Below are 13,624 nucleotides of genomic sequence, written 5' to 3' on the forward strand. Positions count from 1 at the left end.
GTAAGGAGTGATTTTAATGAATGAATTTAAGAGAATACATGTAATAGTTATGGATTCTGTTGGCATTGGTGAAGCACCAGATTCAGAAAAATTTGGTGATGTTGGTGTTAATACATTAGCACACATTGCAGAAAAAAAGAACGGATTAAATATACCTAACATGGAAGCTATGGGATTATCTAATATATATGAAATTAAAGGAGTAAAAAAGGCTCACCATCCAAAAGCTTATTTTACAAAGATGCAGGAAGCTTCACGTGGAAAAGATACTATGACGGGTCACTGGGAAATGATGGGACTGTATATTGATAAGCCATTTAGAGTTTTTCCTAATGGTTTTCCAGATGAATTAATTAAGAAGATTGAGGATTTCTCTGGAAGAAAAGTTATAGCAAATAAGCCAGCTAGTGGAACGGAAATTATAAAGGAACTTGGAGAAAGGCAGCTTAAGACAGGAGAGCTTATAGTATATACATCTGCAGATTCTGTACTTCAAATTGCTGCACATGAGGAAGTTATACCGCTAGATGAGTTATATAAAATATGTCAATATTGCCGTGATATAACACTAGATGAACCATATAAATTAGGAAGAATAATTGCTAGACCGTATGTTGGAAAAACAGCGGATACATTTAAGAGAACTTCAAATAGACATGATTATGCATTAAAACCTTTCGGTGAAACAGTAATGGATTACCTAAAGAATGCAGGTTTGGATTCAATTGCTATTGGAAAAATTCGAGATATATTTGATGGTGAAGGAGTTACAAAAGCAATTAGAACTAAATCAAACATGGATGGCATGGATAAGTTTATTTCCGTACTTGATGAAGATTTTCATGGACTCAGCTTTACTAATTTAGTTGATTTTGATGCAGTTTATGGTCATAGACGTAATCCAATAGGATATGGAGATGCCATAGAAGCATTTGACAAAAGACTCACTGAAGTATTTGAAAAGTTAAGAGAAGATGATTTGCTTATAATTACAGCAGATCATGGTAATGATCCAACATATACTGGAACAGATCATACCCGGGAATTTGTTCCCCTAATCGTTTATTCAAAGAGATTTGAAGAAGGTAAAGATCTAGGGATACGCAGGACTTTTTCAGATATAGGTGCAACAGTTGCAGATAACTTTAAAGTTAAGATGCCTAAATATGGTGAAAGCTTTTTACAAAAATTAATATAAAGGTGGTATGTAAAAATGAGAATGGTAGATATAATTGAAAAGAAACGTGAAGGAGGAGAATTAACTACAGAAGAAATTAAATTTTTTATAGAAGGTTATACTAAGGGTTCAATTCCTGATTACCAGGCGAGTGCTCTTGCAATGGCAATTTATTTTCAGGATATGACTGATCGTGAGAGAGCAGATCTTACTATGGCAATGGTTCATTCTGGAGAAACTATTGATCTTTCAGCAATTGATGGTGTAAAAGTTGATAAACATTCAACAGGTGGAGTAGGGGATACAACAACACTTGTTCTTGCACCTATGGTTGCATCTCTAGGTGTACCTGTTGCAAAGATGTCAGGACGTGGACTTGGACATACAGGTGGAACTATTGATAAACTTGAATCAGTAAAAGGATTCCATGTTGAACTTACAAAAGAACAATTTATTGATTTTGTTAACAACAGTAAAGTTGCAGTTATGGGACAAACTGGTAACTTGACTCCAGCAGATAAGAAGTTATATGCTCTTCGTGATGTAACTGGAACTGTCAATTCAATTCCACTAATTGCAAGTTCAATAATGAGCAAGAAGATTGCAGCAGGAGCAGATGCGATAGTACTTGATGTTAAAACTGGTGCAGGAGCTTTCATGAAGACAGAAGAAGATTCAGAAAAGCTTGCACATGCTATGGTTAAAATAGGTAATAATGTAGGCAGAAAGACTATGGCAATAATTTCTGATATGTCTCAACCTTTGGGATTTGCAATTGGAAATGCTCTTGAAGTAAAGGAAGCTATTGATACATTAAAAGGAGAAGGACCAGAAGATTTAACAGAACTTGTTTTAACTCTTGGAAGCCAGATGGTTGTACTTGGTAAAAAAGCAAAGACGTTAGAAGAAGCAAGAGAAAAATTACTTGAAGCAATAAAGAGTGGAAAAGCATTAGAAAAATTCAAGGAATTCCTTAAAAATCAAGGTGGAGATCCATCAGTTGTGGACAATCCTGAAAAATTACCTCAAGCAAAATATAAAATTCCTGTTCCTGCAAAGGAAAGTGGATATGTTTCAAATATGTTAGCTGACCAAATTGGTATAGCAGCAATGCTTTTAGGTGCAGGAAGAGCTACAAAAGAAGACAAAATTGATTTAGCTGTAGGAATAGTTCTTAATAAAAAGGTTGGAGATAAGGTAGAAAAAGGGGAATCACTTATGACTATCTACTCAGACCGTGAAGATGTAGAAGATGTAAAGAATAAGATTTACGAGAATATCACTATCAGTGCTCATGCAGAAAAACCAGTTCTGATCCACAAGATTATAACAGAATAATAATAGAGTTTCTAAACGAAAAATCAACTTATACTCTGGATATTTTTTACAAACTTTAGCTCCTTAAATATTTTGATAAGGCTAAGGAAAAAATTTAAAAAAATACTGAGAACTTTTAAAAACTCGTACCTCAAACAATTCAAAAGTTCTAGATTTTTTAAGAATTTTTTCCTAAGACTTATATACAAAATATCTAAAAGAGCTTCATTATTGTAAAAATATGCCTACGTATAAGTTGATTTTTTAGTTAGAATACTCATATATAGATCGTAAAATTTAATTGTGAAGATAACTATCTATATATGAGATTTCTACTTGAAATTTGAACTTATGCATAGAATATACTGACAAAATTGAAATCACATTTAAAAACTTTTCCATAAGTCTTAGTGAGGTATTTTAGAAAATCTTAGGAGCTTATATATGTCTGAGGCACGAGTTTATATAAGCTCCTTTAGATTTTCAAAATACTGAACTTTAGACTTATTAAAAGTTTTTAGTGTGATGAAATTTGTTAGTATATGGCTGGCATAAGTCAACTTTCAAACTAGAAACTCTATATAGTTTTTTATTTTCTACTATTTGGAGAATTTATGTGGTATAATATGGTTAAAATTGTTTTTAGGTTGAAGGGAGAAAACTAAGTTGAAATTGTATGGTGTAGTGACAATGGATATTGTTGATTCTAGGAATATACCAAATCGTGAGATACTGCAGCAAAAGTTAAAAAAATATTTTGATTTAATGTATAAAAAGTATCATGATAGCTTGGTTTCTCAAATAAATTTTACCCTTGGGGATGAGTGGCAGCTTATTACAAGTCAACCTGAAAACTGCTACGATATTGTTCATGATTTTCAAAGATTACTTTGGCAAGATGATGTAAAATTTTATTCAGGAATTGGAATAGGTGAACTGAAAACAGATATTTATGAAGATACCCGTAGGATGGATGGTTCATGTTTTATAATGGCCCGGGATGCTATAAATATTGCCAAACAATCATCTAAGAAAAGGACAAAATATATTTATAGTAAAACAAATAAGGTTTTTCTTAAATCTATAATGAATCACATATCAGTACAAAATCATTTTTTTAAAACAAAATGGAACATTCCATTTAATGAAGAAGTTGCAGTGGATGCAGTAGATTGTAATGAATTGATTTCTTTAGATGATATAATAAACGTTGTTATAGAAAATAATGAGATTCTAAAAAGTAAGCTGACACGGAAGCAAAAAATAATATATACTGAATATATGAAACATAAATCTTATAGAAAAATAATAGAAAAAAATGCAGATAAATTAAATGAGACTATAGGAGGAATAAGTCAAAAGTTAAATAGTGCTGAATATTTTACTATTCAACGAAACCATGGAATGGTAAAGCTATTAATAAATTTATTGATTTCTATTTAATAAGTAATAAAATAGAACAGATTATGAATACTCTTTTACTACAATAGGTAGGTTTTGATTCTTGGCATCTATAAGGGCATCTCTAGCTAGATAAAATGATGGACCATCTAATTGATTTACAGTTAATTCAAAATTCTTAATAGAAACGGGTCCTATGCCAATACCACAATAAAAGTCAACTGATTTTAATTCCTTATGAAAAAAATCTAAAATTTTCATGTAATTACAGTCGTAATTTAACAATCCTTCCCATTCATCACCTATAGTAATAATAAAAGGAACAACTATTATTGATTGAAATATTTTATTAGTTCCTTTTAACATATCAATTAACTGATATTGAACTTTTTCCCGATTTACAAGTTTCCTTGACTTTTTTAAATCACAAATCATAGTCAAATAATTCAATATATCACTCCTCGTATAATAAGTTTATAGCCAAGAAAAACTGGTTATAAACTTATCTTTTTTATAGTATAGAGATAGGAGACATCTTTGAGGGATTCTTCCTCATCCTATTCCCATCTATACAATTAATATTTATATATTCAATAAAGATTATCCTGTGGTATGATATCAGCAGAGTCTGATGTCCGAAGGCACTGCTTTCACTCCTTTCAGCCAACGCTTGTTGTGTCTGCTTTTTTAGCTTTCAGCCTGGTTCATGTAGCATATTCCGCTTACACAGATGTTTCATCCCCTGTCGTAGCTCCAGCAAAAAAGCTGGCAGGGTGCATGCTGATTACGCGAGGTTGCGGTCACTACATGATGCCTGGGATAAACCTTTTGCTTCAGATTTCAAAAATACTTAATCGGAAAGGATGGTGATATCATGTTAAAGATTAACTTTATGTCTACTTTGTTTGTCGGTATTGATGTCAGTTCCAAATCCAATGTTGTTTATGCAATGGATTTTTACAAAAACAAATATATACAAACTTCTTTCTCCAACAATCAGCCTGGTGCAGATGAACTCTCTGCTTTAATCAAAGATTGTATGGTTGCTCATTCTGATTTGAATACCATTGTCATTGCTATGGAATCTACTTCTGTTTATAACATTCACATAGCGAACCATCTTTCTACTTGCGAAATATTGCTTCCATTCAAGCCTTATGTTTTCTGTCTAAATCCAAAGATGACAGCTAACTATAGGAAAGCCTTTACTGCTATGGCTAAAACGGATCCTTTGGATGCCTTTATTATTGCTGATTTTGCAAGAGCTGGTTTAATCGAAATACAGCCTTGGCGTGGAAGCCAGTTTTTGGCTTTAAAACGTCTTACCAGACATCGCTTGCATCTGACAGAATGCATTACTAGAGAGAAGACATACATGGTTTCTAACCTATATCTCAAATTCAGTGAACTACAGCTCCTTAGCGGAGGAAACCAGCCATTTAGCAACATTTATGGTGCCGCTTCATCTGCTATCCTTACAGAATATTTATCTCCTCAAGAGATTATTGATGCTTCTGAAGAGGAGCTGCTTACATTCATTGCTGAAAAAAGCAGGAACAGAATTGCAGATATTTCAAAAACTACTGAGCTTTTGAAGAAAGCTGCGAGGGATTCCTATCGCCTTGACAAATGCCTTTATGAGCCTTTAAACATCTCTTTGGCAAGTTCTTTCAACTGTATTGATACTTTTAAGAAAGAAATTAAGGCTATTGATGATGCCATTGAAAAAACAATCAAAGGCATGAATCCTAATGCACTTACCATTCTCAAATCAATTAATGGTATCGGTCCTGTGTTTGCTGCTGGAATCATTGCTGAAATTGGCGATATAAATATTTTTCATTCATCTGATGCTTTAGCCAAGTATGCAGGGCTTACTTGGTCAAAAAATCAGTCTGGTGACTTCGATGGAGAAGACACTTGTATGCAGAAAGCTGGTAATACTTATTTGCGTTATTATCTTGGCGAAGCCGCCAACAGTGTCAGAAGATACATTCCTGAGTATCGGGACTACTACGCTAAAAAATACAGCGAAGTTCCGAAACATCAGCACAAAAGAGCACTTGCGTTGACATCTCGTAAATTCGTACGACTCGTTTTTGGTTTGCTGGTCAAAAACCAACTGTACACCGGTGAAAAATTAGACACCGAATTTCATATCAAGGCGAACTAACATTCGATTTTTTTGTCAAAAATTCGAACGTCTATTTTGTGTACCCTTTTTTAAGGAAAACATATCGAAATCTTTTAAAAAACTATCTTGACATATTACCAGATTGCTAAAATTTATTAACATATACTTTTTCATTTTCAGAAATTCCTTCTACATTTTTATCAATTTTTATATAACCCCACGCCTTTGTAAATCCACTTATAGTTGCTGATTTAGTCAAAATAGGTGCAGCTATATATTCGCCTTTTATATTATCTATAATAACTGGAAGATATTCTTCTCTACCTTTAGCTTTATGATAATTTGTACTGAATTTACAAGGAATAGGATATTCTATTTCCTGTAAGTTCATCATTGTATGTAAAACATATGTAACCAATATTCTGTAAACTACAGCACAAGAAAGTGGATGACCCGGAAGTCCAAATATAGGTTTATCTTCTACTTTACCAAGTATAGTAGGCTTACCTGGTTTTACGGATATTCCATGAAAAAGTATTCCTGGATTTCCAAGCTCCTCAATAACCCTTGCAGTTTCATCTTTCTTTCCTACAGAACTGCCGCCAGACACAAGTACTATATCACATTCTTCTAAAGCCTTTTTAACAGCTTCATATAATGCTTTATAGTTATCTTTAATCACTCCATACAATATAGGTTCTCCACCATCTTCAATAACTGAAGAATAAATAAGATATGAATTAATATCTCTAATTTCACCAGGACGCGGCTGTTTTTCAGGTGCAACAATTTCATCCCCTGTAGAAATTATCCCAACTTTCGGTTTACAAAATACAGGTATTTGGGTAATTCCTAAATTTGACATCATACCTACACTGTAAGGTGAAAAAAGTGTTCCACGTTTAAGCACAGTTTCACCTAATTCCACATCTTCATCTTCATTTAATACATTTTCGCCAAATGAAATCGTTTTATTGGCAAGTACAGTTACTTCATCCATTTTGTCAGTATATTCGATCATAATAACACTATCAGCTCCCTTTGGAAGCATTCCTCCAGTAGGTATATAAATACATTCTCCTGGTAATTCTAGGCATTCAGCAGGCATTTGGCCCATTTTAACTTCTCCTTTTAAATTAAGCATAGAAGGCATGCTCTCACTAGCACCCTGAAGATCTTTAAATTTAACCGCATATCCATCTACCATAGATCTTTTAAAACCTGGAATATTTGAAGATGATATAATATCCCTAGATAATATTCTGCCATTACATTCTTTAATATCTACTAATTCCGACCCTAAATTTAATTCAAATTTAGAATTTATAATACGTTTTGCTTCTTCTACAGATACTACATTATAAAGATTCATAATAACCTCCTTAAAGATTTGTTGGTAAATACTTAATTTTAATACAATTAAATATTTATATCATTATACATCAATTATTTTAATTTTATATAATTTCATCTAAAATATATATAGTAATATTACCTTTGTTATATATCTACACTAATTATAGTAATGTCATTTAATTTATTACAATAAATAAATTTTATAAGAAAATCATATTAAAATATTATGCACTAAGAGTTAATAGAGTTTTGAATACTATAAAATGTAAGACTTATGAAACCATTTTCACTTAGATTATTTTATGATATAATACTTACACAGATAGTTTCTACTAAAATTCAAAATAAATTTATTATATCATTATATGGTAAGTTTAGTTAAAAATTAAAAAATTTATAATTTAATTAGAAAGAAGATTCCTAGATTTTAGTCATAATATTAAATTGTGTGGAAACACAGGTAAAAGGGACTACAATAAATGAACCTAAAGAAAGGAGTGTAAAAACATGAAAAGTGTACTAACTACTTGTCCTTATTGTGGAACAGGATGCACGTTTTTCTTAAATGTAAAGGATGGGAAAATTGTTAGTGTAACCCCAGATAATGATGTAAATTCAGTAAACCAAGGTAAACTTTGCTCAAAAGGACGTTTTGGTTTTGACTTTGTACATCATAAAGATCGCCTAATTAATCCTTTGATAAGAAAAGAAGGAAAGCTAATTGAGGCTACATGGGAAGAGGCAATTGGGTTTATTGTTTCTAAAATCAAAAAAACTGTAAAAGAATATGGTTCTGACAGTGTTGCAGCTTTCAGTTCAGCACGATGTACCAATGAGGAAAATTATCTTATGCAAAAATTAATGCGTGCAGTGGTTGGTACTAACAACATTGATCATTGTGCCCGTTTGTGACATGCTCCTACCGTGTCTGGTCTAGGCACAGCATTTGGCAGTGGAGCAATGACAAACTCAATACATGAACTTGATGAAATGGGACCTAAAGATGCTATTTTTGCTATTGGTACAAATACTACAGAATGTCATCCTATAATTGGTCTTAAAATGTTTAAAGCTAAAGAACGTGGTACTAAGCTAGTAGTGGCTGATCCACGCAAAACCGATATGGCATTACATGCTGATGTTTGGCTGCGGCTTAAACCAGGCACAGATGTAGCACTTTTAAATGGAATATCAAATGTTATACTTACAGAAGGACTAGCTGATGAAGCCTTTATTGCTAAAAGAACTGAAAATTTTGAAGCCTTCAAAGCAGTTGCAATGAAATTCACCCCAGAATATACAGCTAATATAACACATGTATCAGCAGAAAAAATACAACAAGCTGCAAGAATTATTGCTAAAGCTGATAATACTGCTTCTTACTATACCATGGGCATTACCCAGCATACTACCGGCGTTGACAATGTACTGTCTGTAACTAATTTGGCCATGCTTACTGGTAATATGGGTAGATCTAAAACAGGCGTTAACCCTCTCCGTGGTCAAAATAACGTTCAAGGTGCATGTGATATGGGAGCTTTGCCTAATGTATACACTGGATACCAGTCAGTAACTAATCCTGATGTGAAAGCAAAATTTGAAAAAGCATGGAATGCTCAGTTAAGTGATAAAGTTGGACTTACCATTCCATCTATCTTGAATGCAATTGCAAAAGATGAGGTGAAAATGCTGTATGTATTTGGTGAAAATCCAATGCGCAGTGACCCTGATATAAATCATGTGGAACACTGCTTGAAACATTTGGATTGTTTGATTGTGCAAGATATTTTCTTAACTGAAACAGCTGAAATTGCTGATGTTGTTCTTCCAGGTGTATCTTATGCTGAAAAAGACGGAACTTTTACTAGCACCGATCGTACAGTGCAGCGTATTCGTAAAGCCATAGAGCCAATAGGTAATAGTCTTCCAGATTGGCAAATACTCCGGGACATTATGAATGCAATGGGTTATCCAGCAAATTATAATTCTTCTGAAGACGTATTTGATGAAATGAGATCTTTGACAGCAAGTTATGCTGGCATTAGTTATAAACGTCTAGAGGAAAGCAGAATTACATGGCCATGTCCTAATGAGAATCATCCTGGTACACCTATTTTACATGTAGGTAAATTTTCTCGAGGTTTGGGTAAGTTTTCTCCAATTGAGTATCGAGAACCTGCAGAACTTCCTGATAAAGAATATCCATTAATGTTGACTACTGGACGTGTTGTTGCCCACTATCATACAGGAAGTATGACGCGGCGTAGTTGGGGTCTAAATGGTGTGGAGCCAGAAGGATTTTTGGAAATCAACCCTACAGATGCAAAAAATCTTAATATTGAAGATGGTGATGAGATTAGTGCATCAACACGACGCGGCTCATTAATTACAAAAGCACAAGTAACAACCAGAGTACCAGAGGGATTAACATTTATTACTTTTCATTTTACTGAAAGCCCAGGTAATATTTTGACTAATAGTGCAGGTGATCCTGTTACTGAAACACCAGAACTTAAAGTTTGTTCAGTAAAGATAAAAAAATTAGATTTCTCAGATTTCGGATGTCAAAAGCGCAAGATTTTCCGTAAAAAGAGCATGCGTAAAGACGCTTAAGGAGGTAATTATATTGAATACCTTTGTTGTTGCAAATCCTAATAAATGTATTGGATGTAAATCTTGTGAAATTGCATGTGCAGCTGCACATTTAGATGTTAGTATACTTACTGCAGGATCTGCAGGTGTTCCTTTTTCACCTCGTATCAATCTAATACGGGCAGAAAAAGTTACCGTTCCAATACAATGCAGGCAGTGTGATGATTCACCTTGTGCAAATGTTTGCCCTGTAGGTGCAATTGTTCATCAAGAAAATAAAATTGTTGTAAAAACAGATTTATGTATTGGGTGTAAAATATGTATACTTGCTTGCCCATTTGGAGCTATGGACATGGCTCCACAATATAAAAGTGGCCATAAACAAACACAAATCTTAAATGTAATTACTAAAGAAGAAAATCAGAATAAGGAAGTTATGGCAGCACATAAATGTGATTTGTGTGCAGGCAGGCCTGAAGGTCCCGCTTGTGTAGAAGTTTGTCCAGCTGATGCTTTTGTCATAATTAGTCCTGAAGTTATAAATAATAGTATCAAAAATAAGCGTCAATCTAATGCTTTAGAATTATTAGAAAATAAAAGCATATAAAAATTAAATCCGTTTTGGAAAAACGTACCTAGATTTGGGTAAATTAAATCTAGGTACGTTACTGTATAAAGAATAGCATTGAGATTATACTATTAATATTTAAGTAGGTAGTAATCAAACGAATAAGTGGATTGGAAAAGGAGGAACAAAATGGACAAAAATATTACATTGAAAATTATAGAGAGCCACTGCAAAATAGATAAGGATAAGAAATGTCTAGCATGTTCTGATGCTTATAAAATAGCAGAAAAATTGAAAATAAATATTTCGGATATAGGGAAGTTATGTAATGAAAATTCTATAAAGATCATAGGTTGTCAGCTTGGCTGCTTTTAAGTTATTTCTTTGAAAATTCCTAAAGCATTAATTAATAGAGAGGTGAACAAAAATAGTGACTAATAAATATACTATACCCAATATGATTTTAATTGGTTCAACTGCTAGAAACAGTGGAAAAACCACTCTTGCTATTTCAATAATAAATAAATATAAATTAACTAAACCAGTGATAGCCCTAAAAGTAACAACTATTCAAGAGAAAAATGGAAAATGCATACATGGAGGAGAAGGCTGCGGAGCATGTTCAAATTTAAAAGGGAATTTTGAGATAACAGAGGAATTAAATACTGGTAATAATAAAGATACTTCTCTATTATTAGCTGCTGGAGCAGAAAAAGTTTACTGGTTAAAAACATTAAAAAACAATATGTCCGAAGGATTTAGTGCGTTTATTACCCAAATACCTAAAAATTCTCTTATAGTATGTGAATCAAATAGCTTACGAAAAGTTGTTACTCCTGGCGTTTTCGTTATGATGAAGAATACAAAAAACAGTCAAATAAGAAAATCAGCAAGTGAAGTTATAAATCAAGCTGACATAATTATAGAAAATAATTTTAATGATAATTTTGAAAAAGTAATAAAAGAGATAGCTAATATAATTAAATGATACTATAATTTAAAATTTACTAAAGCTGTGAAAAATGCTTAAGATAAAGAAGTCTGTAATAAAAATTCTGTAAAATATAGCTTTCTATGATAAAATCAAAATATCATAGAAGGCTATTTATAATGTAAATATATCTTGACAAATGTAACCTATATTATTATAAAGTACTTAAATGAGCAAATTACGAAAGGGATGTATTTATGACTGATTATTTTGATTTAATCAAGAAACGTGAAAGCTGCAGAAACTATAAAGAAAAAGAAGTAGAAAAGGAAAAGCTAGTTGCCTGTATAGAAGCAGCAAGAATTGCACCCTCAGCTTGCAATGGTCAGCCCTGGAGATTTATTATTGTAAATAATAAAGACCTGTCACCTAAGGTTTCTAAATGTCTTCAAGATCTAGGGATGAACAAATTTACAGACAAATGCCCGGCATTTATTATTGTACTCCAGGAAAAAACAGATATTAAAGCTAGAATCGGTGGTAAAATTAAGAATCAAGATTATGCTCCCATTGATATAGGGATTGCAACTGCTCATATATGTCTTGCAGCTACGCAGCAAGGACTATCTACCTGTATTATGGGATGGTTTAATGAAAAAAAGCTTAAGGATTTACTTCACATACCAAATTTTAAAAGAATCAGGCTTGTCATAAGTGTAGGATATTCTGCAGATTCAGCTCTCCGCAATAAGGTACGTAAAAGCATAGATGAAATCGCTCAATTTATAGACTAAACCTTATATGCAATTAATTTTCATATACTTTTAAAATTCTTATAGGTTTTCTAATTGAAATTTCAACTTATACATAAAATATAATGACAAAATTAAAAATACCAAGCTTTAGACCTATTAAAATTTGTCATTATATGATTTGTATAAGCCAACTTTTAACTAAAATCTCTATGATACCTGTTTTAACCGTTCACTATTTCTCCTCCATTTACATGGATAGTCTGGCCTGTAATATAAGATGCATTTTGAGAAGCTAAAAATACATAAGTTCCTGCACATTCCACAGGCTGGCCTGCTCTTGCCATTGGAGTATCTGCACCAAACTGGGAAGTCTTTGTTTCATCAAAACAAGATGGTATAAGAGGTGTCCAGATTGGCCCTGGTGCAACCGTATTTACCCTTATCCCAGTCTTCCCCTTTGCAAGTGCAGTAGCTAATGATCTAGTAAAAGCTACTATTGCACCTTTTGTCATAGAGTAATCTATAAGCGTAGCACTTCCTTTAAACGCCACTATGGAAGCTGTATTTATTATACATGCTCCTGGTTTTAAGTGATTCATTGCTGCCCTTGTCATATAGAAAGTTCCGTATGCATTGGTTTTAAAAGTTCTGTCAAATTGTTGATCTGATAACTGCTTTATATCAGTACATTCATATTGGACAGCAGCATTGTTAACTAGTATATCTATTTTTCCATATTCGCTTATGGTTTTTTCTACAACGCTATTGCAAAAATTCACATCACTAATATTTCCTGCTATAAGTGTGCACTTTGTTCCCTTGCTTTCTACAAGTCTTTTAGCTTCCTCAGCATCTTTTTGTTCATTTAAGTATACAATTACTACATCTGCACCCTGGTTCGCATAAGCTATAGAAACAGCTCTACCTATACCACTGTCACCACCTGTAATTATTGCAGTTTTCCCTTTTAAAAGATCTCCTTTTTTATTATACACAGCATCATCACATATAGGCATAGGATTCATTTCATACTGAAATCCCGGATGATGATTCTGATGCTGCTTTGGAAAAGATGTTGGAAAATTCATATTTGCTCCTCCTTCGATTTACTATTTATTATTTATATAAACTAGTATTTTCAATTGAGGAGAAAATATTTATATCAATTATGGGTTCTATTTATTTTTTCTCCAATACTCATTAATTTATCCTTTACCGCTATCTTATTTTTCCATCTTTCAGGAATGACGTCATATCCATAATAGGTACCTGCAAGTCCCCCTGTCACGTTATTGTTATAATTTTTGTTATAGAAAACAGATAAAGCAGTATAAACAGTAGTGTATGTTCTAATTATATAATTTTAATTCTACAATAGTTATAGAATTCGTTA

At 32.7% G+C, this 13,624-nt stretch carries 13 protein-coding genes; 9 read left to right on the plus strand and 4 right to left on the minus strand.

The window, feature by feature from the left end; genetic code table 11:
• The first annotated feature begins 16 nt into the window (after positions 1–16).
• The 3 genes from deoB to WY13_RS06670 all read left to right on the plus strand — a co-directional run bounded on the left by deoB (position 17) and on the right by WY13_RS06670 (position 3,937).
• A complete protein-coding gene (deoB, locus tag WY13_RS06660) occupies positions 17–1,198 on the plus strand; it encodes a phosphopentomutase (protein ID WP_063554918.1) in 1,182 nt (393 codons plus the stop codon).
• Positions 1,199–1,213: 15 nt separating this feature from the next.
• Complete coding sequence (locus tag WY13_RS06665; RefSeq protein ID WP_063554919.1) at positions 1,214–2,515, plus strand: pyrimidine-nucleoside phosphorylase; 1,302 nt, start codon at positions 1,214–1,216, stop codon at positions 2,513–2,515.
• A gap of 645 nt (positions 2,516–3,160) precedes the next feature.
• A complete protein-coding gene (locus tag WY13_RS06670) occupies positions 3,161–3,937 on the plus strand; it encodes a SatD family protein (RefSeq protein ID WP_063554920.1) in 777 nt (258 codons plus the stop codon).
• A gap of 21 nt (positions 3,938–3,958) precedes the next feature.
• Here WY13_RS06670 and WY13_RS06675 read toward each other — a convergent pair whose 3' ends face one another.
• Positions 3,959–4,345, minus strand: a complete 387-nt coding sequence (locus WY13_RS06675; RefSeq protein WP_063554921.1) for a SatD family protein — start codon at positions 4,343–4,345, stop codon at positions 3,959–3,961.
• Between the two features lie 424 nt (positions 4,346–4,769).
• Here WY13_RS06675 and WY13_RS06680 point away from each other — a divergent pair, with 424 nt between their 5' ends.
• Complete coding sequence (locus WY13_RS06680) at positions 4,770–6,068, plus strand: IS110 family transposase (RefSeq protein ID WP_082848380.1); 1,299 nt, start codon at positions 4,770–4,772, stop codon at positions 6,066–6,068.
• Between the two features lie 106 nt (positions 6,069–6,174).
• Here WY13_RS06680 and WY13_RS06685 read toward each other — a convergent pair whose 3' ends face one another.
• Complete coding sequence (locus WY13_RS06685; protein WP_063554922.1) at positions 6,175–7,401, minus strand: molybdopterin molybdotransferase MoeA; 1,227 nt, start codon at positions 7,399–7,401, stop codon at positions 6,175–6,177.
• A gap of 491 nt (positions 7,402–7,892) precedes the next feature.
• Here WY13_RS06685 and fdhF point away from each other — a divergent pair, with 491 nt between their 5' ends.
• The 5 genes from fdhF to WY13_RS06710 all read left to right on the plus strand — a co-directional run bounded on the left by fdhF (position 7,893) and on the right by WY13_RS06710 (position 12,270).
• On the plus strand, positions 7,893–9,998 hold the full coding sequence (gene fdhF, locus WY13_RS06690; RefSeq protein ID WP_082848411.1) for a formate dehydrogenase subunit alpha: 2,106 nt from the start codon (positions 7,893–7,895) through the stop codon (positions 9,996–9,998).
• A 13-nt stretch (positions 9,999–10,011) separates the two neighbouring features.
• Positions 10,012–10,584: a 4Fe-4S dicluster domain-containing protein gene (locus WY13_RS06695; RefSeq protein ID WP_063554923.1), complete on the plus strand. Its 573-nt coding sequence runs from the start codon at positions 10,012–10,014 to the stop codon at positions 10,582–10,584.
• Between the two features lie 150 nt (positions 10,585–10,734).
• Positions 10,735–10,920, plus strand: a complete 186-nt coding sequence (locus WY13_RS06700; RefSeq protein ID WP_063554924.1) for a hypothetical protein — start codon at positions 10,735–10,737, stop codon at positions 10,918–10,920.
• Between the two features lie 55 nt (positions 10,921–10,975).
• Positions 10,976–11,533, plus strand: coding sequence for a hypothetical protein (locus WY13_RS06705; protein ID WP_156498985.1), 558 nt, complete (start codon positions 10,976–10,978; stop codon positions 11,531–11,533).
• 200 nt (positions 11,534–11,733) lie between these two features.
• Positions 11,734–12,270, plus strand: a complete 537-nt coding sequence (locus WY13_RS06710) for a nitroreductase family protein (protein WP_063554925.1) — start codon at positions 11,734–11,736, stop codon at positions 12,268–12,270.
• Positions 12,271–12,452: 182 nt separating this feature from the next.
• Here the strand turns inward: WY13_RS06710 and WY13_RS06715 are convergent, their stop codons facing one another.
• A complete protein-coding gene (locus tag WY13_RS06715) occupies positions 12,453–13,319 on the minus strand; it encodes an SDR family oxidoreductase (protein ID WP_063554926.1) in 867 nt (288 codons plus the stop codon).
• Between the two features lie 74 nt (positions 13,320–13,393).
• On the minus strand, positions 13,394–13,519 hold the full coding sequence (locus tag WY13_RS21735) for an ADP-ribosylglycohydrolase family protein (protein WP_242866347.1): 126 nt from the start codon (positions 13,517–13,519) through the stop codon (positions 13,394–13,396).
• Positions 13,520–13,624: the final 105 nt, after the last annotated feature.

Origin of the sequence: Clostridium ljungdahlii (assembly GCF_001636845.1) — a bacterium.
In the GTDB taxonomy this organism is placed as follows: domain Bacteria; phylum Bacillota; class Clostridia; order Clostridiales; family Clostridiaceae; genus Clostridium_B; species Clostridium_B ljungdahlii_A.

Coding starts and splice junctions, on each gene's coding strand:
- deoB (WP_063554918.1), top strand. CDS start 17: ATGAATGAATTTAAGAGAATACATGTAATAGTTATGGATTCTGTTGGC.
- WY13_RS06665 (WP_063554919.1), top strand. CDS start 1,214: ATGAGAATGGTAGATATAATTGAAAAGAAACGTGAAGGAGGAGAATTA.
- WY13_RS06680 (WP_082848380.1), top strand. CDS start 4,770: ATGTTAAAGATTAACTTTATGTCTACTTTGTTTGTCGGTATTGATGTC.
- WY13_RS06685 (WP_063554922.1), bottom strand. CDS start 7,401: ATGAATCTTTATAATGTAGTATCTGTAGAAGAAGCAAAACGTATTATA.
- WY13_RS06700 (WP_063554924.1), top strand. CDS start 10,735: ATGGACAAAAATATTACATTGAAAATTATAGAGAGCCACTGCAAAATA.
- WY13_RS06710 (WP_063554925.1), top strand. CDS start 11,734: ATGACTGATTATTTTGATTTAATCAAGAAACGTGAAAGCTGCAGAAAC.
- WY13_RS06715 (WP_063554926.1), bottom strand. CDS start 13,319: ATGAATTTTCCAACATCTTTTCCAAAGCAGCATCAGAATCATCATCCG.